Here is a 23413-nt window from a genome sequence, read left to right as displayed (position 1 = left end):
CGCACAAGGACCTCAGGGACCGCACCTCCTCGACCCACGCGGCCTCCGACTGGCACCCGACTGGACGGTCCTGTCGGAGTCCGCACCCGACCTGTTCATCGCCGCCCTCCCCATTGCCTTGCTCCTCACTGCCCACCAAGATCGTTCCATCCGGAACCAACCGAGGTGGGCAGTGAGTCAGGCGCGAAGAGCGAGCTGCCGGTCGAGCTGGCTGCGCAGACGAGCAGAAGCTCCACGGAGAGCGCCGAGTTGTCGCACCACTTCCGTCGCAAGTTCCCGCCGTCCTGCCAGTGCGAGCACGGCGGCATAAGGTCGTTCCCCCTCGGCGAGCTTCGCCGCCGCGGCATCACGGACGGCTCGCAACACTGAGTAGTCCGCGCGGGGATGTTCCGCCAGCAGACGAAGGAGCCTGTTGTCGTTCCAGGCGCTGTCTTGGGCCGTGCTCAGTTCCAGCAAAGTGGCGGGCGCCGTATGGGGATTGGCAGCCAGTGCATGCCAGACGAAGGGGTACGGGCATCGCGCGAGTCGATGCAGGACGGAGCTGTCGTTCTCGACACGCGCCAGTTCGAGGTAGTCGGCAAGCGTATGCACGGACATGGCCCCTCAGAATCGCCGGACGACCATCCTGCCATCAGGGCTTGGCCACCCGTGTGCGGGAGGCTTCTGATCGCAACAAGTGTGGAGATCACTTACGGCAGGCCCTTAGTGATGCACTTGGGTCAGACACAACGTGGTGTCGCCGACTCGGCCACCCCGTTCCCTGTACTCATCGAATTCCGGTGGCATTTTCCTCGGCTGGTGGCGCTGAACATCACCCGTGCAGGCCCCGTCGGCATGAACATCGGGACACCGGGCTGCTGGCCCCCCGGCACACCCCGAGTCCGGGCTGCTTCGCGTCCGAAGCCTTCGGCATACCCGACCTCTTGACGATGGCCATACACGTTGTCGCACCGGACAGCTCCGGAGACCAGGTGTCTCATCGATTCGCCTCGTCAGCGTGTTGCCGCATCGGGTGGTGCGGCGTTGGATGTCTCTCCGCTGCGCGAGGTGGATGTCCTTTTCGTGCCGGGGTTCGAGCTTCTGCCGGGCCTGGACGTGGACGCGAAGCTCGCACCCCTCACCCCTGAAATTGCGGCGATCCGCCCACACGCCGCTGCGGGCAGCACCGTCTCGATCTGTGTCGGTGCGTTCTTGCTCGCCGAGGCCGGCCTCGGTGGCGGGCAGACCCCCGGCCTTGAGCTCGCGGAACGTGACGTTCGCCGCGAAGTTCTCGGCGGCGACGGATTTCTTCACCAGAGCGCGGGATGTGCCGCCGGGCGCGGCGGCGCCTTTGGTACCGGATCACACGATGAGGAAGCCGATGTGCCCGGCGGGCTTGGCGTCGAGCTCGCAGACGGGCGTGAGCGGTCCCTGATGGCCGAGCGGCCCCATCCGGTCCACCGTCGTCTGCGTAATGGCCTTTGCCTTCCGCAACTCGCTTGAGGCCCTGCTTCGGCACTGCTCATCCTTCGGGTGACGAGCGCAGATCAAGTGAGTACGCGTACTCACTCCTTGCCTGGTAGCCGCGCCCATCCGCCGCGCTCCCCCGCCACATACCGTCCCTCCATGACCGAGGAGACCGCACCCATCAGCACCACCGCCATCCCCAACGACTCCGGGGCCTCTTCATCCGTCCTCAAGACCCTCGGATGCGGCTGCGCTGCTCTCGTCGCCCTCGTTCTGATCGTCCCGCTCGTATGCGGCTCATGGGGGTCGACGGACTTTCCCCGCGTCGCACCCGAGGACATGGCGGGCCGCGCCTTCCAGCGTTCCCAGTGGGCGTATGACGTCGTGGGGTTCAAGCGCACGGTGAAACCAGGTGTCGAGGACATCGGCGTCAGCACGGAGAACACATTCAGCTCTTCCTTCTGCTACGACGGGGGGCTGCTGGGACTGGCGGACGAGACCGTCGACGGCGCCTACCGGATGAGCCACCGCTGGGCGCTGGACCATGTCCCCGCGAGCCAGGCCGTATCCGGCTTCCGGCGACTGCACCAGCACCTGCAGGACAAGGGCTGGGAGGTCACGTCCTACCGTGAAGGCGGGAAAGGCAAGGACTGGGACCTGTTCGTGCAGCGGGACGAGGGGGCCGAGCGAATGTCCTTCACCTGGTACCCGGACCGGAAGTACTTCAGCGGTAGCGCCAGCGTGCCCTGCGCCTACGACCCCGCGTGGAAGAACGGCGACATCGACCCGGCCGGGGACGACCAGACGCCGCCGCCCTTCGGCCCGCACAGCGGGACTTGAGAGCGATGCTCAGCCGGCTCGCGGTCACCTGCTGTTCCCGCCGGAGGCCGGGGCGTCGACCAGGTCCATGCGGCGCTTCCCGGTCTGTTCGGCGAGTGGGGCGGGCGTCTGCGAGTGGCGGAGGCGCCGGCGCTTGACGTGAGCGATGCCGGCGGATTGGCGGCTCTGCGGCGCTGGTTCTATGCCTTGATCTGGGCCAGCTGAATACGGATCTGGTCGATTGCTTCGAGGGCTGGGAGGTCGGTGAGGCCCTCGGCCAGGGGTAGGTGTTCAGTACAGAACCATTCGGCGTTCTCGGGGTGCCCGGTCCAGTCGTCGGGGTAGTCGACGGTGGGGCCGAAGTACACGATGGTGCACTCGTCGGATGGGGTGCGCTTCCTGCCAGCCGATATGATGCAGACTGCGCATTCCGGTGGCATCACAGGTGGGCCTCTCACTCGTCTCGGAACGTTGAACCAGCATCCTAGAGGCGATGAATTGAGCCCCCGTCCGATCTGGGTGGGCCTTCTCCGCGCCTGGCGCGTGCTGCTTGAAGACGGACTGACGGAGCATGGCGTTCTCCGTCCGCGTCGAGGGGTGCCTGCACACCACCTTGGCGTTTGTACCGCGGACCTCTGCCCGCTCCCGGACGCGGCCCACTGACCTCCGGCACATCGCGCGGCGACCGGGCGGCTGGGGCCGAGGAACCAGGTCGCGGGAGAGAGAGCGCGGGCAGCGGCTCCGGCGCGTTTTCCGCACTGCCGGGAGACGGACGTATTGAAGCAACCCTATTCATTCACTTCGATGCCACCTGTTAATGGATTGTCCCCAATGGTGGAATTATTTTGATGGGGATATTGCAGATCCTGCTGAGCCCTGTCGTCCTTTCCAGCGCGGGTGGCTTCCTCTTGGCCACCTCGGACCCACACATGGCAGGTGCATGATGAGCACATCGAAAGCCTCCCCCTCCCCACGTCCGAGCCTGGGCGAATCTTCGGTGGACTTGGCCGCTCCCAAGGTGGTGCTGACCCTCCCGGTGGGCACCAGTCCAATCGGCCTGGCGGTGAGTCCTGTCGGACTGAACGCCTACGTGGCCAACAACGGCTCGGGATCCATCAGTGTCGTGGACGGCGGAACTCTCACGGTCTCCACCGCCCTGGCACCGCTGCCCGGTCCCGCCGAGGTGACAGTCGCCCCGGACAACGCACACCTCTAAGTGGCCGACACCGCCACCAACGCCGTCACCGTCGTGCAGCGGGACCTCTACACGGTCGTCGGTACGGTCCCCGTGGGAAACACCCCCTCCGGAATCAAGGTCGACCCCAGCGGGCTGCGCCTCTACGTCGCCAACCAGGGCTCGGACACCCTGAGCGTGATCAATACGCTCAACGACAGTGTCATCGCGACCATCCCCGTCGGAGACCAGCCGACGGGCGTCGCTGTGGCTCCCACCGGGCTGGACGTGTATGTAGCCAACAAGGGCGACAACACCGTCAGCGTGATCAATACAGGCACCGCGTCGGTGGTGGCCACCATCACCGGCCTGTCCGCCCCGCTCGGGGTGGCTCCCTCTCCGAACAACACCCGCCTCTACGTCGCCAACAGCGCCGCGAACACTGTCAGCATCATCAACACCGACAGCCGCGCCGTCATCGCCACCGTGCCGGTCGGCAGCACTCCATGGGGCCTGGCAGCCACCCCCGACGGCCAGCAGGTCTATGTGGCCAACAACGGGTCCGACAACGTCAGTGTCATCGACACCAGCACCAACGCCGTCACCGACACCATCGCCGTCGGCCGCCAGCCCACCGGAGTTGCCATCACCCCCAACGGCCTGTCCGTCTACGTGGCCAACAGGGGTTCCAACACCGTCAGCGTCATCCAGACCCTCAACGCCATGTCACCCACCCTCGGGCCCCAGGCCGGCGGCACCCTCGTGACACTCACGGGCACCAGCCTGTCAGGAGCCACCGCGGTCAGGTTCGGGACCACCCCCGCCGTCATCGTGGCCAACACTGCCAACCAGATCGTCGTGGTCACCCCACCCGGAGTAGGTGTCGCCCAAGTCACCGTCACCACTCCGGGCGGCACCAGCAACCCCAAACCGTTCGTCTACTACCCCCGTGGCGACGCCAACTCCATCGCCCCCACCGCCGGTCCCACAGCCGGCAGGAACGTGATCACCATCAGGGGCGACCAACTCGCCACGGCCTCCCGGGTGCTGTTCGGCTCTGTGCCGGCCCTCCCCATCGTCGTCTCGGACAGCCAGCTCGATGTGCCCGTCCCACCCGCCATGACCGCCGGATCCGTCCCCCTGACCGTCACCACCGCCGGCGGCATCACCACCGGAACGCTCTCCTACAGGTACATCGAGCCACCGATTCCCGGTGCCCTGAAGCCCAGCACCGGCTCCATCTTCGGCGGGAACGTCATCACCATCAGCGGCCAGAACCTCGCGACCACAGCCATGGTCACCATCAGGGGCACCGTTGCCCAGTTCAGCATCGGATCCAACGTCCTCCTGTCCGTCGTCGTGCCCGCCGTCTCAGCCACCGGCCCCGCCGACGTCACCATCACCACCGCCGCAGGCGCCATCACCCTCCCCGGCGCATACATCTACACATAATTCCAACCCGAGCACAGCATCCCTCCACGCAGCCCTCGGGGAGGGAGACGGCGCTGGCCAGGATCCAGTGCCAGCCGACGCTCATCTTGCGGCGCTTGTCGCCAGAGCTGAAGCGGTAGTCGTCGCCACCTGTCACAACTTTTCGGGTGCGCACTCCGAGATCGAGAACGGACGAGCAACTGCCGGGCAGCCAGACGGCCTTGTGCCGAACGGCGATGACGCCCCTGCGTGCCCAGGGGGCGAAAATACTGCAACGTGCAGGCTCGCCCCGATGTCTCCGTGCTGGTGGATGACCTGGCCCTGGACGACTACCCGATCGCGGGCGGATGGCGGCGCGGCGTCGAGGTCAGGGTCCGGGCCGAGGTGCTGCTGGTCGACGTGCCACCCGTGGCGCCCGGCTACTTCAGCAGGGACATCATCCGCGTCCGCCCCCAACGGGTCATCACCTGGAAGCACGAGAGACCGTCGCCCACGACTTCGGATGACTCGGGCCGGCCGCCGGTCAAGCAGGCAGATTCCTGTTCTTCATAAGATAAGCATATTCACCACGTGTGCTTCGCTTAGTCCATATTCACCCCTTCCCTTCGCGCGGACAGATTCAGTTCAATCGATTGAGGCCGCTTCGCAATCGATCGCATCCCATCTCCATCTGATGGGCCGTTGCCTCGCGGTACCGAGACGGCTGGCTTCTTTGCGCAGGCCGGCTGTCCTGCATGCGAACTCATCGCCTACGAAGGAAAGAAGGCTGTGGCATGTCTGCCCTCATCACCGCTCTCCACCCGAGTACGGGACCAGCCGCGGGCGGCAATACCGTCGCCATCAGTGGCTGCGGGCTCGCCGCTACCAGCGATGTCACCTTCGGCGCTGCCTCGGCCGCAGGATTCACCGTCAGCTCCGACACCACGATCACGGCAACTGCGCCGCCCGGGAGCGGAAGCGTTCCGGTGACCGTGGTCACCGCCGACGGCGCCAGCAACAGCCTCACGTACTCCTACGCCGGATCAGCGGGATCACCGGTCATCGAGGCGCTTGCGCCGCAGGCGGGGGATCCGGCCGGGGGCAGCGACATCATCGCTGTGGGCTCCGGTTTCACCGGCGCGACGGCGGTCAATTTCGGTGGTACCGCGGCGGCCGGTTTCACGGTTGCCTCCGACACCATCATCGGGATCATCACTCCGCCCGGGACCGGAACGGTGCCGGTGACAGTCACCACACCCGGCGGTACCAGCAACAGTGAGTCGTTCACCTACAGCGCCTCACTCCCACCCAAACTCGTGGCAGTGACGCCGCAGAGCGCCCGCCCCGGCCGCACCGTCGTCATCTTCGGCTGCAAGGTCAACCGTGCAACGCGTGTCGCTTTCGGTGGCCACCCGGCGGAAGACTTCACCGTCCTGTCCGACAACGTCATCCTCGCTGTCGTCCCCTCCGGAACGGGAACGGTACCCGTCACCGTGACCACCTCCGCCGGCACCAGCAACCCCGTGCGCTTCACCTATGTCTCGGCACCGGTCATCAAGGCGCTTGCGCCGCAGGCGGGGGATCCGGCCGGTGGCAGCAACATCATCGCTGTGGGCTCCGGTTTCACCGGCGCGACGGCGGTCAATTTCGGTGGTACCGCGGCGGCCGGTTTCACGGTTGCCTCCGACACCATCATCGGGATCATCACTCCGCCCGGAACCGGAACGGTGCCCGTGACAGTCACCACACCCGGCGGTACCAGCAACAGTGTGTCCTTCACCTACAGCGCCTCACTCCCACCCAAACTCGTAGCAGTGACGCCGCAGAGCGCCCGCCCCGGCGACACCGTCGTCATCTTCGGCTGCAAGGTCAACCGTGCAACGCGTGTCGCTTTCGGTGGCCACCCGGCGGAAGACTTCACCGTCCTGTCCGACAACGCCATCCTCGCTGTCGTCCCCTCCGGAACGGGAACGGTACCCGTCACCGTCACCACCCGCACGGGCACCAGCAACCCGGTGCGGTTCACCTACGCATGGCGCTGAGTCCCAATGTGGCTTTTCTCGCCTGAAGTTGCTGTCACTTGGTTGGCGTGGGGCTGCGGGCCGCGGGCGGACACCCCGGGGGGTGGAATTCGTCTGCGCCTAGCGCACTCTCACACGTGTCTCACCGACTGCGTGGACTCCCCTGGACTTGAGGCCCTGACATGGCCTCAAGCCGGCGTCCTGGATCGGCTGGACGCCTTTGGACGGTGGTGACGACCTGTGCCAGGTAGTTCCACCGCCGACGGCCACCTCGTGCAAAGCCGGTGTCGTCCACGATCCGCACGCCGTCCGGACATCCGAGTCGCTCAGCGACGTACTGCTGCACGTCGTCACGGTCTCCGTCGACATCCCAGGAAGCCCCGTTCAACAGGTGTCGGGAACCTGGGACCACGGTGATCTGCATACTCGGCGAACTGCCGGCCGTTCTTCCGCTCCACCGGCCCAGCAGACCACCCACGTACTCCCGCATCCGCCACCGCAGATCCACCCGCGAGAACCGGCCCGCCACCCACGCGAACACCGACTCCCACTCAGCCGCCCACAGACCGGCATCACTCACCCCCACCCTGCCCCGAACAACGAAACCAACCAGCTCAGGCACCGATTTCTGACTGAAGTACTAGCGCGCCACGCGGTAGCGGAGGTAGACGACTCCTGAGCTGAAGGTGCGGGTCTCGACGAGTTCGAGATCCACCCGGCGCTCGCGCTGGGGAAAGAAGGGGATGCCACCGCCGACCAGCACCGGGTAGACCCTGGCCCGGTACTCGTCGATCAGACCCGACGCGGCCGCCTCGGCGGCGAGAGTCGCGCCGCCGATCGCGATGTCGCCCTCCCCCGGCTCGGCTCGCCATCGCTCGATCTCCTCCGGCAGGCCGCCGGAGGCCAGGCGGGCATTGCCCTGCACCGCCGACAGTGTGGTGGAGAACACCACCTTCGGGAGCGGCTTCCAGAGCGCGGCCCACTCAAGCATCGAGTCGTCGAGCGAGGGGTCCTGGTCGGCGGTCTCCCAGTACAGCATCGTCTCGTACAGCCGTCGTCCCAACAGGTGGGCTCCGACTCCTCGAATCTCGTCGGTGACGAAGCGAAAGACCTCCTCGTCGGGCGTCGTCCAGTCGAAGTTGCCGTCCGGCCCGACGATGTAGCCGTCAAGTGAGACGCCCATCGAATAGGTCACGCTCCGCATCAGAAGTCCTCCTCGGTGACGGGTTCGACAGTATGGCCGCCGGACGCCGTAGGACTCGTCGCGGCTCGCGGGATCCACTGGGCTAAGAGGCCGTCTCAACTGACTGGTGGACAGTGCGAAGGACACGGTCCGATGTGTCGGTGCAGGCAAATGGGCGGCGACTTCTACCGGCCGACCGGTGTTCCCCATCCCCGCCCCACCACACGCCCTGAGCAAGTTCGAGGCCGGCGGTGTCACCGTCCCGGCACGCGGCATCATGCGGGCGACCGTTCCTTTCAACCTCACCGGACTGCCCGCGCTGGCCCTGCCGTTCGGGACGACGGGCGGCGGTCTGCCGGTCGGCGTGCAACTCGTCTCCCGTTGGTACGACGAAGCCACCATCCTGCGCCTGGGCAGCGCCCTCGAATCGGTCAGCCCGGTACGCGGCCGTAGCCCCGACCTCATCTGACGCGACGTGAATCGCGCTCGGCTGTGGGGAAGTTCGAGCCATGAGGTTCGGAAACCTTCGGTGATATAGAGGCTGCCCAGGGGGTGCTTGGCTCGGTCGGGCGGGAGGCGGTGGCCTAGGACGTGTCCGATGCGTCGCGTGCCTTCTTCCCCTACGCACACCACACCCGTGTTAGCCGGGTGTTAGCGGAACGGCAGCTTCTCGCTAGTGGCCCAGACCAGAGTGGGTGACGTACCGAGAATCAATGGCACCGACTGCCCCCCGGGGGACCTGAAATGAGCTCCAGCTCCACTGCTCGCACCGCCCGTCGCCACACCCTGCGCATGGCGGCCGCGGCCCTGGCCGCGACCGCCGGCCTCACTCTGACCGCCTGCTCCGGCTCGGACGCCGCTGACGCGAAGTCCGCGGGCCCCGCGAGCGCGAGCTCTGCCGCCGCCAAGTCCAGCGCCTCGGGCTGGTCCGGAATTCAGAGCTCTGATGGCAAGGCAAGCCCCGATGCCAAGACCGGCACCAAGTCGGGCGCTGCGGGCAAGCAGTCGGGCGGCGCGCAGTTCGCCAGGGCCAAGACGGGCTCCCCGGCCCGTACCCAGACCCTGGTGGACGGCAGCACGGCCAAGATCTACGACCTCGGCTCCCAGCGCTACCGCGCCGAGATCGTCAGCGACGGTTCGGTCGTGGCCACGATGGAGACGACGGGTCAGGACGCCGACGCCGGGCTCGACGCCAACGGCATGTACGTCGTGCTCACGATGGGCGGCGAGGTCCACTCCTGGATGGGCGGCGAGCACCAGGGACCGGGCACTTTCAAGCTCGCGGGCGGCTGGACGGCCAAGGTGACAAAGGTCGGCGAGCTGCGGTACCGCGCGCAGATCATCGGCTTCGAGGGCGTGGCCGCCACGCTGGAGACGAAGGGGCACGACGTCGGGGTCGACGCCAACGGTGTGTACATCGTGCTCAGCGCCGGCGGTGTGATCAGCGCCCACAAGTAAGACCCGACCGGCTGTGGCGGTGCAGCCACCTCCGGCGGGGCAGCCCCACCGCCACAGACACGGAAGCATTCTCGGGTCCGTCTTCCAACAGATCGTGCCCGGAGCAGGAGTGAGGCGAGTGTGACCGCTGCGTCGTAGGGGGTGGCGCTCTTCCCGGATCGGGTGGCGATGCCGCGGACGCTCTTGAGCTGGTGGAAGCAGTGTTCGACGAGCGCCGGTGCCGCCCCCTTTTCGGCCGGTGGCGGCAGCATGGCGGGCAACCTTTTCGCAGTGCGACTGCTCGTGGACGAGGCGCAGGTGTGCGCCTGTACGCATGTCGGCATGCGCACTCACGCACACCATGCGACTTGGATGGCCTGAACTGACGAACGTCAACCTGTGCTGCCCAGGCGGCACTTGAGATGATCCGAGAGGTCTGCCAAATGAAGATTCGCCGCGCCCTGACGGCCGCCGCAGCGGCTGCCGTGATAGCGCCTGCCGCCGTACTGGCCATGCCCGCCGCCGCGTCAGCAACGGAACCGGTGTCCGAGGCCGGTCCCCGCACGCCCGTCTCCCCCGGCTCCCCCGATGCCGCGACACCTGCGGACCGGCCAGCGGATTCCGCAACCAGCGGCAGCGGAACGGGTAACCCGGACGAGCCGCGGCGCCCGGGCAAAGCCGCTGCCGGTGGCCCGGCATCCCAGGGCCGCGACGGGGCCGCCCGTCCCGCCGCAGGGAAGCCGCCGAAAGCCGCCGGGACCGCCGGAGGGACCACTGAGAGCACCACTGAGGGGACCACCGGCGCGGGTGATGCCACCGGTGGAGGCAAGGACGCCGGTGATTCCGATGGTGCGGGCCAGCCCTGCGCGTTCGAGTCCGACCAGTTGCACGTGGCCGTCCACGGGCTGCCGCGCCAGCTGGCTGCGGGCGGCGCCTGGACCCCGTTCTCCATGACGCTCGCCAACACCACCAACAAGCCGCTGGCGGAGGTCCAGCCCTTCCTGCTCGTGTCCTCCGCCGAAGATGTCGACCGGCCGTACTGGGAGCTGGAGACCGAGTACCGCGACGCCAAGACGGGGCGGTGGAAGACCTTCCATGACGCGGAGCCCGACGACCTGTTCGGCTTCTTTGCCGTCGGCCCGCGCAGCAGCATCACGCTGCAACTGCGCACCCGCGTGGTCAAGGCCGCCAAGCCCGGCGCCGGGTACGCGCTCGCCGCCGGCGACTACCGCAACCGCGACGGTTCCTGTGATTCGGCCAAGGAAGCATGGGCCGACTTCACCATCCTCCCCGCGGGCGCGAAGCCGACACAGCCCCCGACCACCGAGCCGAGTGAGCCGGGCAAGCCGGGTGGCTCGGCCGAGCCCAGCCAGAGCGCCGCGTCCGGCGGCCGTACGGGGGGTTCCGATTCCACCGGTGGCCTCAGTCCGCAGGGCGGCGCCCACCTCGCCGCGACGGGCTCCTCGTCCGCGCTCCCGGCGATCGCTCTCGCCGGCGGAGCCGCGGTGGTGGTCGGCGCGGGTGCCGTCATCGGCGTGCGCCGCCGGAAGGGCGTGGCCGGTCCGGGCTCCACGGACGTCACCGCGTAAGCCCCACCGCATCTCGAAGAACCTGACAATCCAAGGATCCACAGCCCCAGAACTCCATGGCTCTGGAAGCAAAGGTTCCAAGGGTCCGACCAACCAGGAAAGAGGTCTTCATGAAACTGCGCCGCGCCCTGTCGGTCTCGGCCGCGACGGCCGCCCTGCTCCCCGTGGTGGTGGCCGCCGCGCCCGCCGCTCAGGCGGCCCCTGCCGCGAAAATCCCGACGTGCTACGACGTCAGCAACGGGCAGTACGACAACAACGCCTTAGTGGGCCGCTCGTTCGGCATACCCGATTCGATCACTCTCGGCACTCACTGGACGACCTACACCGCCACGCTCACCAACGCCTCGGCGAAGGAGCTGAAGTCGTTCGAACTCAGCGCCGCGCTGGGCAGTTATGTCTACAACGAGGGCGAGCGCGACCTGAGCCCGTACGGCGATCTGCAGTACTGGGACACCTCGCAGCGCGCCTGGAAGACGCTGCGCCAGGCCGATGGAAACGCCCGCGGCACCGTCCCCGGCCCGAAGACGCTGAAGCCCCGCCAGTCCGTCCACGTACAGCTGCGGTTCAGGGTGAGCAAAGACCTGCCCCTGGACCACCCGTACGACGCGTTCACCGACCTCACCGGCACCTTCCTCGACCGCTACCGCGGCACGGACTGCACGTCCGACGGCGTCGCCGGGGGCGGTTTCTACCCCCGCGAGGGCTGAGACCTGCGGGGAGGGCTGCCGCCGTCGCGGCCCGACGGCGGCAGCCCTCCCAGGGGCCGTCTTCCAACAGCTCTCCGGCCGCTATGGGCGTCCGAGGAGTTGGCTGCCGGCCGTGTTGTCGGTGCGGGCGGTGAAGTAGTCGGTGAAGGCCTGGACGAATTCGTCTTCGGTGATGCGGCCGTCTCCATCGTGGTCGAGCTGGCGGAAGCCGTGGTTGAGTTCGGCGGGGTGGACCCGGGAGCCGCCGAAGATCGTGCGGTACTCATCGGCGCACAGGTCTCCGCTGCCGTCGGAGTCCGCAGCGTGGAAGACCGCCCGCACCGCGACATGCAACCCCTGCTCGAGATAGCCCGGCCCGGCGTCGATCCCGGTGAGCATGGCGGTGACGAACTCCTCGCAGGTCACCTGTCCGTCGTCGTCAGCATCCATGCCGGTCCGCAGGTGCTGCCACCAGGTCTCGAAGGCGGCATAGACGCGGGCTTCGCGCTCAGGGGTGAGTTCGAGCGGCCAGCACACGTTGTGCGCCATGGCTTGCAGATCGGCCGAGCTGATGCGGCCGTCGCCGGTCTGGTCGAGGACCTGGCGGAAGAACGTCCGCAGACGCGCCGGGCGGGAATCGGCACCCTTGCGGCGGCGTGGTGCGGGAACCCGGACAGGTCTTGCCTCCGGCGGGGAAGGACGGTCGGTGGAGGCGGTGGGAGGCTGCGCAGTCGAGGAGTTGCCGCCCAGTGGGGTGCGGTAGCGGCGGTGCTCGGGAAGCGCATTCATCAGCACGCGCATGCCACGGTGCAGGAGGAAGGACAGCAGGGCCGCGCGGCGGGTGCGGGGCAAGTGGAAGCGCTCGCGGAAGGCTTCCGGCAGGTCCGCGATGGTCAGCGCACCGATCACATGGGCAGCCACCGTGCGCACAAGCGGCCAGGCCGGCTTCAGGTGGCCGAGGCGGCGGGGTGCAGGTGCTTCACGGAGAATGTCGAAGAGCAGGTAGCGCACGGGTTCGCTGTATTCGAGGCGCTCGCGGATCGTGCGGTCCATATATGCGGGCACGTCCGCGGCCGTGGCCGGGAACAGGTCGTCGGAGAGGCCGAACTCGGTACACACCGCACGGAATTCTCCGTACATCTGGTCCAGTTCAGGCGGCGCCAGCGGGCGTCCGGACAGTTCGCGCATCGCCGTCATGCACTCGTACAAGGTGACCAGAACCCACACCCGCACCGCCGGGTCCAGCGCTGTGAACGGCCTGCCCTGCTCGTCGGTCCCGGCCAGACGGCGGTGCGTGCGCTCCAGACGGGCAACCTCACGGCGTAGCCCTTCGCGGTCGGAGAAGAACAGCCGCTTCCCGCTGTCCATCGTGTGCTCGATACGCCGCCACGGGTGCGCGCGGTAGGTGGAGAAGGTGGCCATCCCGGCGGCGACCGCCGGATCCGCGGTCTGCAGAACCAGCAGCCGCCACGCCACCAGCCCGATCCGCCAGTCCCCCAGCGTGCGGCGCAGCAGCGAATCAGGACCAGGAAGATCAGCGGTAGCCAAGGGGACGTCTCCTCAAGCACGTGGACAGGAATGAGCAAGGGACGCCCGAAGAGCGATCATCCGGCTATCCGCCCAGCCCAACGGTCCTACCGGAACCGGGGAGCGGCCAGGTCCCCGGATTCACCCATCCGAGACATGCCACAGGCCCGCGGATACGGGCGATTCAGACACGGGACTTCTCCCGCGCCGCCGCTACCCGAGCACGGCATTCCGAGCAGAGCGTCTTCTCTGGGGATAAGGATGCGAGGCTGGGTGGGGCGACTTGATACAGCTCAGCGCCAGTGCTGCCGACGATTCGAGCGCAACAGGTGTGGTGGTGCCTTCGCCGGATCGACCGGTGGGTGCAACCGCGCCCAGGTCGCCGGCCATCAGGCGAGTTCGGGCAGGGCAGCGGTGGTGCTGTCGTCGCTTGGCAGGTCAGTCCAGTCAGTCCAGCTGGAGTTGTACGAGGCTTCGGGGACGGCGCTGGAGGTGAAGGGCGCGCGCGTCTCCAGGCCCCGCATGATGCACGCCTCGGTGTGCACCTGGGCGGCTCATTCCAGCCCCCCGGCACCCTCGACTGACCGAGATCCCGGTATTGCACTGAGTTCCCATCACGCTACCGTCAGTGATGTGCGCACTGCTCGCCCCGCGGGGACGTCGCCGACGGGTGGTTCCCGGTGTGTCCCGAACGCCTGCACCCGCATCACCGTCCATCACGTCCCGAGGGGTACTACTCGGTCGCCGGGCAGGCACGGGCCCGCGGCCAAAGGAAGGCACATATGGCCACCGCCGCTCGCCGCACAGCTCCTCCCACCGCTCCCGGTCGCCTTCCGCTGATCGGCCACGCACTCGAAATGTGGCGGCGCCCCCTGGAGTTCCTCGATTCCCTCACCGCGTACGACCAGATCGTTGCCATCTACCTGGGACCCACACCGACCTACGTGCTCGCCGGACCGGAGGTCGTCGACCGGGTGATGGTCTCCGACGCCGACCACTTCGCGAAGGGCCGCTCCTTCGAGAAGCTCCGCGACTACCTCGGCGAGGGCCTCGCCACCTCCGAAGGGCCCTTCCACCTCCGCCAGCGGCGCCTGATGCAGCCGGCCTTCCATCACCGGCAGATCGATCACTACGCGCGGGCCATGGCGCGGCTGGCCGACGAGCGAGTCGCCTCCTGGCAGGCCGGACAGGTCATCGACGTCACCGAGGAGATGGTTGGCCTCTCCCTCGCCATCGTCACCTCCACGCTCTTCTCGACCGCACTCGACGAGCACACTGCCGCGGACATCCGCCACGACGTGCCCGTCGTGCTCCGCGGCGTGTACCACCGTGCCATCGATCCGACCGGCCTTTGGCAGAAGCTCCCCACGCCTGGCAACCGCCGCCTTACGGCCGCACACGACCGGCTGCGCCGGGCCATCGACCACCTCATCCGCACCCGGCGCACCGGCCTCCCCGCCGAGCGGCCGGACCTGCTGTCGATGCTCCTGCAGGCTCAGGACGCCGACAGCGGCAGCGCCATGACCGACCAACAGGTCTACGACGAACTCATCACGCTGCTGGTCGCCGGCACGGAGACAGTGGCAGGCGGGCTGGCTTGGCTCTTCCACGAGCTGGGCCGGCACCCCGCCGTCGACCGGAAACTCCACGAGGAGCTGCGGACGAGGAGCGGAGAGGCACCTTCGTTCGGACACCTCGACCATCTCCCGTACACGCGGCGGGTGGTGGACGAGGCGCTGCGCGTGCGCAACCCCGGAGGCGTCACGATGCGACGAGCGACCACGGAGGTCGAACTCGCGGGCTACCGGTTTCCCCCAGGTGCCGAGTTCATGTTCAGCGCCCTCGTCCTGCACCGGAACCCGCACCACTTCCACGACCCTCTGAAGTTCCATCCCGACCGCTGGCTGCCCGGCCAGAAGGCCGCTCCCCGCGGCGCGTTCCTTCCCTTCGGCGCCGGACGGCACAGGTGTATCGGTGAATCGTTCGCGCGCGCGGAAATGACCACGGTGGTCGCTGCCCTGGCGCGCCGGTGGCGTCTGGAGCCGCTCCCGGGGGCGCAGGTACGGGGAGTCATGACATCTACCAACCACCCCGCCAATCTCCTGATGAGAGTCGCTCCTCGCGAAGTGAGGTGACACCTCGGCAGATGGGTGGTCAGGACACCGGCGTTGCCGGGGGGGCCGACGAGTCGAAGGCCATCGGGACGCCGCCGGGATGCGCGAACACCAGCCGGCCGCGCGGCGCCACCGCTCCGAAGAAGCGGCAGGCACCGCGTCGGCCCTGGTGAGAGTCGCGGTTACCTGGAGACGGACTTGCCCCAGCCCTGGGCAATGTCATCCTTGGCATGGCCCAGCTGCGACTCGGTCGGGAATCGCGGCGTGCCGGAGACCTTCGGCAGCTTGGCCGCCGCGGCCTTGTCGAGCGTGCCGTCCTTCTCCATGGCCGCCATCAGAGCCGGGCGGGCGTAGCCCTTGAGCCAGAGGTTCTGGCCCTCGGCGCTGTAGAGGTACTCCTGCCACAGACGGGCAGCCGCCGGGTGCGGGGCGTCCTCGTTGATGGCCTGCGAGTAGTACTGCGAGAACTTGCCGTCCTCTGGGACCGCGACCTGCCAGTCGAGTCCCTTGCTCTTGAACTCGTCGGTGTACCTGGCGTTGAGGTAGTCCCAGTCGAGGACGATCGGCGTCTGGCCCTTCGTGATGGTGGCCGAGGTGGACTGAACGGGCGTGTAGTTGCCGTTCTTTTTGAGCCTGGCGAAGAAGTCGAGGCCGGGCTGGATGTAGTCGAAGGAGCCGCCGTTGGCGAGGGCGGCCGCGTACACACTGCCGAAGGCCGAACCCGACTTGGTGGGGTTGCCGTTGAGCGCGACCTTCCCCTTGTAATCCGGCTTGAGCAGCTCCTTGATGGTGGTCGGGCAGGTCTTCACGCGATTGGCGTCGCAGCCGATCGAGATATAGCCGCCGTAGCCGTTGTACCAGCGGCTCAGCGTGTCCTTCTGGCCGTCGGGGATGTCGATGAAATCGGCGACCATGTACTGCGCGAGCAGATTCTTCTGGGCGGCGCTGTACGCGAAGGAGCTGCCGAGGTCGAGGACGTCGGGCGCCCGGTCCTGGCCCTTGTGGGAGGTGACGGCGTTGATCTCGTCCTGGCTGGCGCCGTCCGGGTTCTCCACCTTGACCTTGATGCCGTACTTCTTCTCGAAGCCGTCGATCAGCGCGCCGTAATTGGCCCAGTCGCGGGGGAGCGCGATGGCGTTCAGCGTGCCTTCCTCTTTGGCTGCCTTGACGAGCGCGTCCATGCCCCCGAAATCCTTGGCCGTGATCGCGGTGGCCGCGCTCTCTCCGTCGGCGTTGGTCGACGCGTCGGGGCCCGCGCCACAGGCGCTGAGGACGAGGGTGGCGGCGACGAGGCCGCCGGTAAGGACGGCAGCTCTCGGCAGGATCTCGGTCACGGTCTCTCCAGAGGGGTACACAAGGGGGCACAGGGGACACACGGGGCTTCGCGTGGGGGGTGAGAACTTGTGCGAATTACGCGTCTGAACAAGTTGGCCATAGTAGGCACGTTGTCGATGTCTGGTCCGTAACATCTTCGAAACTCTTGACTACCATTCCGGTACATCTGTGGCACGCAGGGATATGTCACGGCGCCTCATCCACGCCTGTCACGCTGCGCACACGGTGCACCACTCTGTGCGAGAGAGGTCAAGGACACGACCGACGCCGCAGCCGTGCCCGGCACGCTGGGCGACTACCCGCCAGGCTTCGGAAACGGGCCTGCGCGCCCGGCCGGCTACCGATCGACCCCCTCGGGGAGTGCTGCCTCCTCGGGGTTGGCCATGTCCAGCAGCAGCATCGCGTCGTGGTCCGGGGTGCCGGGCGGCGCCTGATAGATGACGAGGCGCTGGCCGTCCGTGCGGAAGATCGCCATTACCTCGAAGGTGAGGCACATCGAGCCGACCTCCGGGTGTTGGAAGTGCTTCTGGCCGCCGCCGCGTGCCTCTACGTCGTACCGCTCCCACAGCCGGGCGAACTCCGGGCTCTTCAGCACAAGTTCGCCGACGAGCTGGGCCAGCTCCGGCACGTCCGGGTCTGCGCCCGCGATCGCACGCAGATGGGCCGTGCTGTGCGCTGCCATCTTCTCCCAGTCGCGGTACAGCCTGCGGCCCATGGGGTGCAGGAACATGTAGCGGGTGACGTTGCGGCGCTCCCGCGGCCATTCTGTGATGCCAGGAAAGAGGCGCAGGCCGGGCCGGTTGGCGGCCAGCAGGTCATTGGTGCGGCTCACGACGTACGCCGGTGAGGGGCGCAGCGTCTCCAGCAGGGTGCGGAGCGGCTCCCGCACCGCACGCGCCGGGCCCTGGGACGGCGTCGGCGCCTGGCCTGCGGCGAGCGCCACCAGCTCGTGCAGCCGGTGCATCGCATCAGTGGTGAGCTGGAGCGCCTCGCCGAGCGCGGCGACGACGGCGGGCGAGGGCCGGGTCTCGCGGCCGCGCTCCAGCCGTGTGTAGTAGTCGATGCTGACCCCGGCCAGCGTCGCCACCTCCTCGCGGCGCAGCCCTGGAGTGCGGCGGATGCCGGTGCCGGCGGGCAGGCCCACCTCCTGAGGGCGGATCTGCCCGCGGCGGGCGCGGAGGAAGCGGCCCAGTTCCGTACCTTCGCTCATCCGGCCATTGTCGCAAAGGGTTGCGCCTGCAGGGGGGCCGTACCAGGGCCAGGCACCGCGCTCCCCCGTACAGCTCGGCCTGCCGGGGTCCGCACGCGCCGAGCACGCTGTTCTCCGTATCCGACAGGCACGGCACAGTGAGGAGCAGCGCACGATGAGCGCGACGCAGTCCGGGGCAGGCGCAGGAGTTGAGGTGCGGGCAGGTACCCGGGGCGGGCCGGGGCGGCCAGGCTCTGCCGTCGCAGCTCTGGTCGCCGCCGTCCTTGGCTTCTTCGTGATGACGCTCGATGTCTCCGGCGTCAACATCGCGCTGCCCGCCGTGCGGGAAGCACTCGGCGGATCAATGTCCGGGCTCCAGTGGGTCGTTGACAGCTACACGCTGATGCTCGCGGCGCTGATGCTCTCCGCCGGTGCGCTCTCGGACGCGGTGGGCGCGCGGCGCGCGTACGGCTGGGGGCTTGGCGTCTTCATCCTCGCCTCGATGGCCTGCGGGGCAGCGCCGACGCTCGGGGTGCTGACGGCGGCGCGCGTGGTGCAGGGGAGCGCGGCAGCAGTGATGGTGCCCTCCTCGCTGGCGCTGATCCGGCAGGCGTTCGCCGAACCGGGCCCGAGGGCGCGTGCCGTCGCTCTGTGGACGGTCGGCGGCGCGGTGGCCATCGCTGCGGGGCCCGTCCTGGGCGGGCTGCTCACCACCGAGTGGAGCTGGCGCGCGGTGTTCTTCCTCAACACGCCTGCCGGGCTTGCCGCTTTCCTGTTCCTGCTGCGGGCGGCGCGCTCCCCGCGCCGCCGTGTTGCGTTCGACCTGCCGGGGCAGCTGACGGCGGTACTGGCGCTGGCCGCACTGGCCGTCGTCACGATCGAGGGCGGGCACGGCGGGCTCACCGGCACCGTGCTCGCTGCAGCGGGGGTCGCGGTGTTGTCCGGGGCCGGCTTCGTGGCCATTGAGGCACGGCGGCGCACACCGATGCTGCCGCTGAAGCTGTTCCGGCAGCGCGGCGTCACCGTGCCGGTCATCGCGGGCTTCGCCCTCAACGCCGCCTTCTACGGCGGGGTGTTCGTACTGAGTCTCTTCTTCCAGGAGCAGCGGGGGCAGTCAGCGCTCTCGGCCGGGCTGATGTTCGTGCCGATGGCGGTGGTCACCGCCATCGGCAACTACCTCTCACCGCGGGCGGTTTCCCGCTACGGACCGCGGACGGTGGTCGTCTCGGGACTGCTGACCGTCGCGCTGGGCTGCGGCGATCTGCTCGCCGTCGACACCAGCACGCCCTCGTGGACAACCGCCCTGCTGATGATCCCGCTGGGCATCGGTGGCTCCCTCGCCATGCCGGCGCTGACCTCCCTGATGCTCGACAGCGTCGCCGCCGAGCGGGCCGGCACGGCAGCAGCGCTGCTCAACACCAGCCGTCAGATGGGCGGAGCGCTCAGCATCGCCGTCTTCGGGGCGCTCCTCGGAGCGGACTTCGCGCCGGGGATGCAGGAAAGCCTGCTGCTGGCCACCTGTCTGCTGGTGGCCACAGCGGTGGGTGCGGCGGCGCTGCTGCCGCAGCGGTGAGGACAGCGGCGGTGGCCGCGGTACGTACGCGGTCACGCCCGCCGTCTCCGAAGGTTACTGAGAGGCCTGCGGGATGTGGGCCTTGTTCCGATCGGCACTCTCCTCGGGTGCGGAAACGCTCATTTCGCGGGTGCGTGAGGCCTTGCGCTTTTTTGGGCTCAGGTATGTGGCAGCGATCGAGGCGCAGGCGACAGTGGCGATGCCGAGCCACTGGGGCCAGTTGAGGTGCTGGCCGAGGATGATGAGGCCGAACACGGCACCTGCGGCTGGTTCCAGGCTTGTCAGTACGCTGAAGACACGTGGCGGAATCCGGCGTAGCGCTTCGAGATTGAGTGAGTACGGCAGCACGCTTGAGCAAACGGCCACCACTGTCGCCACGCCAAGGATGTGCACATCGAGCAGGGCGCTCCCGGCATGTGCGATGCCGTACGGGGCGCTGAGCAGCGCCGCCCAAGTGATGGCCACGGCCAATCCCTGGCCGCCACTGAGATGGGTGGCCATACGGGCGGCAACGAGGATGTATCCGGCCCAGCAGCTTGCTGCTACGGCGGCGAGCGCGAGACCAGCAACGGAGAGGGAGACGCCGCCTCCGCCGCTCAGCAGAAGCACACCGCCTGCCGCAAGACACGCGGGGAGCAGGTCGAGCACTCGGCGCGAGCCAGCTAGGGCGATGGTGAAGGGTCCGAGGAATTCGATGGTGGCGACGATTCCGAGAGGGACGTGATTGACGGCTTCGAAGAACGTGATGTGGTGCCCTGCCAATAGGGCCCCGGCGGCGAGTACCGTCCCCCAGGCCCCTTTCACCTCACTGAGGTTCTTGCGTCGCGGGCGCCATAACAGGCAAAGGAGTACTCCGGCGATCAACAGCCTCAGAAACACCACACCGGCAGCGCCTGCCTGAGGGTATGCGCTGGGGGCCAACGCCGCACCGAACTGGATTCCACATACACCGGCCAACACAAGGAACGGTGCAGGCACCTTCCCCGCGACAGTGGAGAGTTGTTGGGCCGTGCCGCTCTGCTGCATCTTTCTCCGTGGGTGTGTGTGGGGGGACGCCTCGGGCCTGGGGCGCACATGGGCGGCCCGTCCGGTCGTCCCGTGATGCCTGGCCGGGCGGCGGTGTCCAACCGGCGACGCGCAGCAACAGCTTGCCGGTCGCTGTGCGTCCGCCCATGAGTGGGTGCGCGCCGGCAGTTTCCGATAGCGGGAATTCGGCGGTGACGGGGAGGGACACCCTTCCCTCGGAGACCGTGCGCAGGGCGCGTTTGGTCAGTGCGCGCAGCGTGTGGGGCGTGTGGGGCGCGGTCCGGGCGAACGCCTTGGCGCCGGTGGAGACCACCCCGTACACCGCGCCGGCGCCCGCCGCCCGGGCCAGCTGCCCGCCCGCAGTCCCTCGACTCCTTCTCCGACCGCGGGCATACGCGAATTCCCCCCAGGAGTGTTCAATCAAAATCGGACACTGGCAGTGCAAGATGGCCATCGAACACTCAGCAAGTGGTTGCGTTCACTCCGGAGGGGAAACGGGATGTCAGATCAGGCCGCCGGCAGAAGCTACCGTCCGGCTCCTGTGCACACACATCCAGACGACGTACCTCTTCTGACCGCGCTGTCCGCGCTCGCGGACCCCGTGCGGATCCAGTTGATCCGCCACCTGGCGGGCCACCCCGACTGGACGCTCAGCTGCAGCAACTTCGACGTTCCGGTCGGCAGAGCCGCCAAGAGTCACCATTTCTCCGTCCTGCGCGACGCAGGCCTCGTTGAACAACGGGATCAGGGCCCCAAGCGGCTCAACCGGCTGCGTCGCGCGGAGTTTGACGTCCGCTTTCCCGGTCTCCTCGCCCTGGTCCTCCGCCCCGATGCCACGGATTGAAGCGCAAGCCGCCCACCCGATCGCCGAAGGCCGGACAGAGCCCCTGAAAACGAGCTGTCTTCAGCGCTGTCAGGGCCCTCCTTGCTTGCACAGCAGAAAGTCCCGCACATTGATCGAGGGCATCGACCTCACCCTCACCTTCCTCCGCGTCAAGCGCGATGAGACCCAACGCCGAGCCCAGCGACCACCTGTCGCCTTCGGCATCCCCGCACGCCGCGGTTCACCGGAGTCGCGATGGTCCTCCCCAACCTCATGTTCGGAAGCGACCAGCTCTCACCGGAGCATGACGCTGACACCCCGTTCCTCGAAGAGCTCCTTGAGCAGGTCGAACAGCGCGACGTCGCCAACGCCGGTCGGCACGCGCGCTACCAACCGTGCTCTGGCCTCGGCCGAGGAATCCCAGTGCAAGGTGAACGGAGGGGTGGCGCCCCAGCCGCCTCGCAGACAGTCGTCCAGAGCGTCAAAGTTCCAGCCGAAGTACCCGCCAGGCCCGTTGATGGCCTCACCGATCGCGCAGTAGAAGCTGTCGCTGTCAACGATGTGCCGGCCGTCCAACGCGAACAACCGCCCTGCAGGGGCGTCGGGCTTTCCCCGGCGCTGGTACTCCCGGGACCACAGCGCCACCGACAGCCACGCTCGTCTGTCCTCGGGGGCCGCGGTCGTTTCTCACTCCGCACCCAGCCGTGGTCCCGACGGCGGCTGTGCCCGGTCGGCCCGGCGGTGCCGGCGCTTCGTATGCTCGCAGTACGGGGAAACTGAAGCTGACCACCTTCGGAGGCGAACGACCATGTCGGAACAGCGTGTTGTCCTGGTGACGGGCGGGGGAACGGGGATCGGGGCCGCCACCGCCCGGCTGCTGCGCACCGCCGGACACCAGGTCGTGATCTCCGGGCGGCGGCCCGAACCACTGCGCCGGGTGGCCGAGGAGACCGGAGCGCTGGCCCACCCTTCCGACGCCGCCGACCCCGAGGCCGTGCGCGAGCTCGTCGAGACGACGGTGACGACCTACGGGAGACTCGACGGTGTGGTGCTCAACGCCGGAATCGGGCGGGGCGGCGCAGTCGGCGACACCAAGGTCGAGGACTGGGAAGAGCTGATACGGACCAACCTCACCGGCCCGTTCCTGCTGCTGCGTGCCGCACTGCCGCATCTGCTGACGGCCCGCGGCGCGGTGGTCACGGTCGCCTCGGTCGCCGCGCTCCGCAACAGCGTCGGCAACGCCGCCTATGCAACGTCCAAGGCGGGTTTGCTCCACCTCTGCCGCTCCCTCGCCGTCGACTACGGCCCGCAGGGGCTGCGCGCCAACGCGGTGTGCCCGGGCTGGGTACGTACGGAGATGGCCGACCAGCGGATGGAGAGGTTCGCGGCCGAGGCGGGGCTGGCAGGCGGTGCCGAAGAGGCGTACGAGGAGGCGAACCGGCTGACTCCCGCCCGGCGGCCGGGTGATCCGGAAGAGGTCGCCGAAGCGATCGACTGGCTGCTGTCGCCCGCCGCGTCCTACGTCAACGGGGCCGTCCTCACCGTCGACGGCGGGGTCACCACGGTCGGCGTCGGCGGCGCAGCCTTCGACCACCGGATCGAGACGCGCACCCCGCGCCCGTAGCGGACGCCCGGACAGGCCCGTTCACCGGACCCGTGGGGGGCTGGAATTTGTGGTGCCAGGCCCCGTGGCGGGGCTGGAATTCATGGTGCCAGGACCCGTGGCAGGGCCAGGGCCTCAGAAAGAGGCCGGGCCTGGCCGGCGCCCCAGACGCAGCCGCGCTCGTCGCCGAGAGGGGGGTTCGATGCCGGCGGCGCGGGTGAGGCGGTGGCCGACCTCAGCCCGCTCCGGTCCGGTCCGGTCCGGGCACGGTCCGGTCACGGTCCTCGGGATGAGCCGGACCCAAGTCGCCGAGCAGGACTTCCACTCCGACGTCGATGCCGTGCCGCAGCTTCAGCGGTCGGCCGGATGCGCTGTGCACGCGCACCCACGTATGCCCGTCGCGCCGTAAGGCGTCGGCGCAGGTCCATCGCCTGACGGCCCCGGGGAGCGCTCGGCAC

General features: G+C 68.4%; 24 protein-coding genes and 1 pseudogene. 13 read left to right on the top strand and 12 right to left on the bottom strand.

What is annotated here, in order from left to right; all coding sequences use genetic code 11:
- Positions 1-177: 177 nt before the first annotated feature.
- Together AB0C46_RS05430 and AB0C46_RS05425 are read right to left on the bottom strand one after the other, a co-directional pair.
- Complete coding sequence (locus AB0C46_RS05430) at positions 178-597, bottom strand: hypothetical protein (protein WP_362825876.1); 420 nt, start codon at positions 595-597, stop codon at positions 178-180.
- A 744-nt stretch (positions 598-1341) separates the two neighbouring features.
- Positions 1342-1431: a lipoprotein gene (locus AB0C46_RS05425; RefSeq protein WP_362826420.1), complete on the bottom strand. Its 90-nt coding sequence runs from the start codon at positions 1429-1431 to the stop codon at positions 1342-1344.
- Positions 1432-1605: 174 nt separating this feature from the next.
- On the opposite strand from AB0C46_RS05425, the gene AB0C46_RS05420 reads away from it, so the two are divergent.
- Positions 1606-2286 carry a hypothetical protein gene (locus tag AB0C46_RS05420; protein ID WP_362825874.1) on the top strand — a complete coding sequence of 227 codons (681 nt, stop codon included), beginning with the start codon at positions 1606-1608 and terminating at the stop codon, positions 2284-2286.
- A gap of 179 nt (positions 2287-2465) precedes the next feature.
- Here the strand turns inward: AB0C46_RS05420 and AB0C46_RS05415 are convergent, their stop codons facing one another.
- Positions 2466-2633 (bottom strand): hypothetical protein, encoded by a 168-nt coding sequence (locus tag AB0C46_RS05415; RefSeq protein ID WP_362825872.1) that lies wholly within the window; start codon positions 2631-2633, stop codon positions 2466-2468.
- A 635-nt stretch (positions 2634-3268) separates the two neighbouring features.
- Between AB0C46_RS05415 and AB0C46_RS05410 the strand changes: the two genes are divergently transcribed.
- The 4 genes from AB0C46_RS05410 (at position 3269) to AB0C46_RS05395 (ending at position 6891) form a co-directional block, all read left to right on the top strand.
- Positions 3269-3481, top strand: a complete 213-nt coding sequence (locus AB0C46_RS05410; protein ID WP_362825871.1) for a hypothetical protein — start codon at positions 3269-3271, stop codon at positions 3479-3481.
- Entirely contained in the window at positions 3482-4891 is a 1410-nt protein-coding gene (locus tag AB0C46_RS05405; RefSeq protein WP_362825870.1) for an IPT/TIG domain-containing protein, read from the top strand.
- 279 nt (positions 4892-5170) lie between these two features.
- Positions 5171-5422 carry a hypothetical protein gene (locus AB0C46_RS05400; RefSeq protein ID WP_362825868.1) on the top strand — a complete coding sequence of 84 codons (252 nt, stop codon included), beginning with the start codon at positions 5171-5173 and terminating at the stop codon, positions 5420-5422.
- A gap of 221 nt (positions 5423-5643) precedes the next feature.
- Complete coding sequence (locus AB0C46_RS05395; RefSeq protein ID WP_362825867.1) at positions 5644-6891, top strand: IPT/TIG domain-containing protein; 1248 nt, start codon at positions 5644-5646, stop codon at positions 6889-6891.
- A 619-nt stretch (positions 6892-7510) separates the two neighbouring features.
- On the opposite strand, the gene AB0C46_RS05390 is transcribed toward AB0C46_RS05395, so the two are convergent.
- Complete coding sequence (locus AB0C46_RS05390) at positions 7511-8074, bottom strand: dihydrofolate reductase family protein (RefSeq protein ID WP_362825866.1); 564 nt, start codon at positions 8072-8074, stop codon at positions 7511-7513.
- Positions 8075-8252: 178 nt separating this feature from the next.
- Here AB0C46_RS05390 and AB0C46_RS05385 point away from each other — a divergent pair, with 178 nt between their 5' ends.
- The 4 genes from AB0C46_RS05385 (at position 8253) to AB0C46_RS05370 (ending at position 11786) form a co-directional block, all read left to right on the top strand.
- Entirely contained in the window at positions 8253-8522 is a 270-nt protein-coding gene (locus AB0C46_RS05385; RefSeq protein WP_362825865.1) for an amidase family protein, read from the top strand.
- Between the two features lie 275 nt (positions 8523-8797).
- Positions 8798-9511, top strand: coding sequence for a hypothetical protein (locus tag AB0C46_RS05380; RefSeq protein ID WP_362825864.1), 714 nt, complete (start codon positions 8798-8800; stop codon positions 9509-9511).
- 869 nt (positions 9512-10380) lie between these two features.
- Positions 10381-11079 (top strand): LPXTG cell wall anchor domain-containing protein, encoded by a 699-nt coding sequence (locus tag AB0C46_RS05375; protein ID WP_362825862.1) that lies wholly within the window; start codon positions 10381-10383, stop codon positions 11077-11079.
- A 110-nt stretch (positions 11080-11189) separates the two neighbouring features.
- Positions 11190-11786: a hypothetical protein gene (locus tag AB0C46_RS05370; protein WP_362825861.1), complete on the top strand. Its 597-nt coding sequence runs from the start codon at positions 11190-11192 to the stop codon at positions 11784-11786.
- An 81-nt stretch (positions 11787-11867) separates the two neighbouring features.
- On the opposite strand, the gene AB0C46_RS05365 is transcribed toward AB0C46_RS05370, so the two are convergent.
- Positions 11868-13313, bottom strand: coding sequence for an oxygenase MpaB family protein (locus AB0C46_RS05365; protein WP_362825859.1), 1446 nt, complete (start codon positions 13311-13313; stop codon positions 11868-11870).
- A 368-nt stretch (positions 13314-13681) separates the two neighbouring features.
- A complete protein-coding gene (locus tag AB0C46_RS05360; RefSeq protein WP_362825857.1) occupies positions 13682-13837 on the bottom strand; it encodes a hypothetical protein in 156 nt (51 codons plus the stop codon).
- 237 nt (positions 13838-14074) lie between these two features.
- Here AB0C46_RS05360 and AB0C46_RS05355 point away from each other — a divergent pair, with 237 nt between their 5' ends.
- Entirely contained in the window at positions 14075-15427 is a 1353-nt protein-coding gene (locus AB0C46_RS05355; protein WP_362825855.1) for a cytochrome P450, read from the top strand.
- A 161-nt stretch (positions 15428-15588) separates the two neighbouring features.
- Here AB0C46_RS05355 and AB0C46_RS05350 read toward each other — a convergent pair whose 3' ends face one another.
- Positions 15589-16740, bottom strand: coding sequence for an extracellular solute-binding protein (locus AB0C46_RS05350; RefSeq protein WP_362825853.1), 1152 nt, complete (start codon positions 16738-16740; stop codon positions 15589-15591).
- 338 nt (positions 16741-17078) lie between these two features.
- Complete coding sequence (locus AB0C46_RS05345) at positions 17079-17951, bottom strand: helix-turn-helix transcriptional regulator (RefSeq protein WP_362825851.1); 873 nt, start codon at positions 17949-17951, stop codon at positions 17079-17081.
- A 154-nt stretch (positions 17952-18105) separates the two neighbouring features.
- Here AB0C46_RS05345 and AB0C46_RS05340 point away from each other — a divergent pair, with 154 nt between their 5' ends.
- On the top strand, positions 18106-19503 hold the full coding sequence (locus AB0C46_RS05340; protein ID WP_362825850.1) for an MFS transporter: 1398 nt from the start codon (positions 18106-18108) through the stop codon (positions 19501-19503).
- A gap of 54 nt (positions 19504-19557) precedes the next feature.
- On the opposite strand, the gene AB0C46_RS05335 is transcribed toward AB0C46_RS05340, so the two are convergent.
- The gene (locus tag AB0C46_RS05335) at positions 19558-20529 is read right to left on the bottom strand and encodes an EamA family transporter (RefSeq protein ID WP_362825848.1); all 972 of its coding nucleotides are present in this window, start codon (positions 20527-20529) and stop codon (positions 19558-19560) included.
- A 103-nt stretch (positions 20530-20632) separates the two neighbouring features.
- Positions 20633-20785 (bottom strand): annotated as a pseudogene (locus tag AB0C46_RS05330) (quinone oxidoreductase); the annotation flags it as partial.
- Between the two features lie 243 nt (positions 20786-21028).
- On the opposite strand from AB0C46_RS05330, the gene AB0C46_RS05325 reads away from it, so the two are divergent.
- On the top strand, positions 21029-21373 hold the full coding sequence (locus AB0C46_RS05325) for a helix-turn-helix transcriptional regulator (RefSeq protein WP_362825846.1): 345 nt from the start codon (positions 21029-21031) through the stop codon (positions 21371-21373).
- Positions 21374-21646: 273 nt separating this feature from the next.
- Here the strand turns inward: AB0C46_RS05325 and AB0C46_RS05320 are convergent, their stop codons facing one another.
- Positions 21647-21997 carry a barstar family protein gene (locus AB0C46_RS05320; RefSeq protein ID WP_362825844.1) on the bottom strand — a complete coding sequence of 117 codons (351 nt, stop codon included), beginning with the start codon at positions 21995-21997 and terminating at the stop codon, positions 21647-21649.
- Positions 21998-22160: 163 nt separating this feature from the next.
- On the opposite strand from AB0C46_RS05320, the gene AB0C46_RS05315 reads away from it, so the two are divergent.
- Positions 22161-22976: an SDR family oxidoreductase gene (locus AB0C46_RS05315; RefSeq protein WP_362825843.1), complete on the top strand. Its 816-nt coding sequence runs from the start codon at positions 22161-22163 to the stop codon at positions 22974-22976.
- Between the two features lie 214 nt (positions 22977-23190).
- On the opposite strand, the gene AB0C46_RS05310 is transcribed toward AB0C46_RS05315, so the two are convergent.
- Complete coding sequence (locus tag AB0C46_RS05310) at positions 23191-23334, bottom strand: hypothetical protein (RefSeq protein ID WP_362825841.1); 144 nt, start codon at positions 23332-23334, stop codon at positions 23191-23193.
- Positions 23335-23413: the final 79 nt, after the last annotated feature.

This window comes from Streptomyces sp. NPDC048637, from assembly GCF_040650675.1.
Lineage (GTDB): Bacteria > Actinomycetota > Actinomycetes > Streptomycetales > Streptomycetaceae > Streptomyces.
This window is presented reverse-complemented; position numbering and strand designations above follow the sequence as displayed.

Coding starts and splice junctions, on each gene's coding strand:
- AB0C46_RS05390 (WP_362825866.1), bottom strand. CDS start 8,074: ATGCGGAGCGTGACCTATTCGATGGGCGTCTCACTTGACGGCTACATC.
- AB0C46_RS05345 (WP_362825851.1), bottom strand. CDS start 17,951: ATGAGCGAAGGTACGGAACTGGGCCGCTTCCTCCGCGCCCGCCGCGGG.
- AB0C46_RS05425 (WP_362826420.1), bottom strand. CDS start 1,431: ATGGGGCCGCTCGGCCATCAGGGACCGCTCACGCCCGTCTGCGAGCTC.
- AB0C46_RS05315 (WP_362825843.1), top strand. CDS start 22,161: ATGTCGGAACAGCGTGTTGTCCTGGTGACGGGCGGGGGAACGGGGATC.
- AB0C46_RS05325 (WP_362825846.1), top strand. CDS start 21,029: ATGTCAGATCAGGCCGCCGGCAGAAGCTACCGTCCGGCTCCTGTGCAC.
- AB0C46_RS05355 (WP_362825855.1), top strand. CDS start 14,075: ATGGCCACCGCCGCTCGCCGCACAGCTCCTCCCACCGCTCCCGGTCGC.
- AB0C46_RS05340 (WP_362825850.1), top strand. CDS start 18,106: ATGAGCGCGACGCAGTCCGGGGCAGGCGCAGGAGTTGAGGTGCGGGCA.
- AB0C46_RS05420 (WP_362825874.1), top strand. CDS start 1,606: ATGACCGAGGAGACCGCACCCATCAGCACCACCGCCATCCCCAACGAC.
- AB0C46_RS05395 (WP_362825867.1), top strand. CDS start 5,644: ATGTCTGCCCTCATCACCGCTCTCCACCCGAGTACGGGACCAGCCGCG.
- AB0C46_RS05335 (WP_362825848.1), bottom strand. CDS start 20,529: ATGCAGCAGAGCGGCACGGCCCAACAACTCTCCACTGTCGCGGGGAAG.
- AB0C46_RS05370 (WP_362825861.1), top strand. CDS start 11,190: ATGAAACTGCGCCGCGCCCTGTCGGTCTCGGCCGCGACGGCCGCCCTG.
- AB0C46_RS05380 (WP_362825864.1), top strand. CDS start 8,798: ATGAGCTCCAGCTCCACTGCTCGCACCGCCCGTCGCCACACCCTGCGC.
- AB0C46_RS05430 (WP_362825876.1), bottom strand. CDS start 597: ATGTCCGTGCATACGCTTGCCGACTACCTCGAACTGGCGCGTGTCGAG.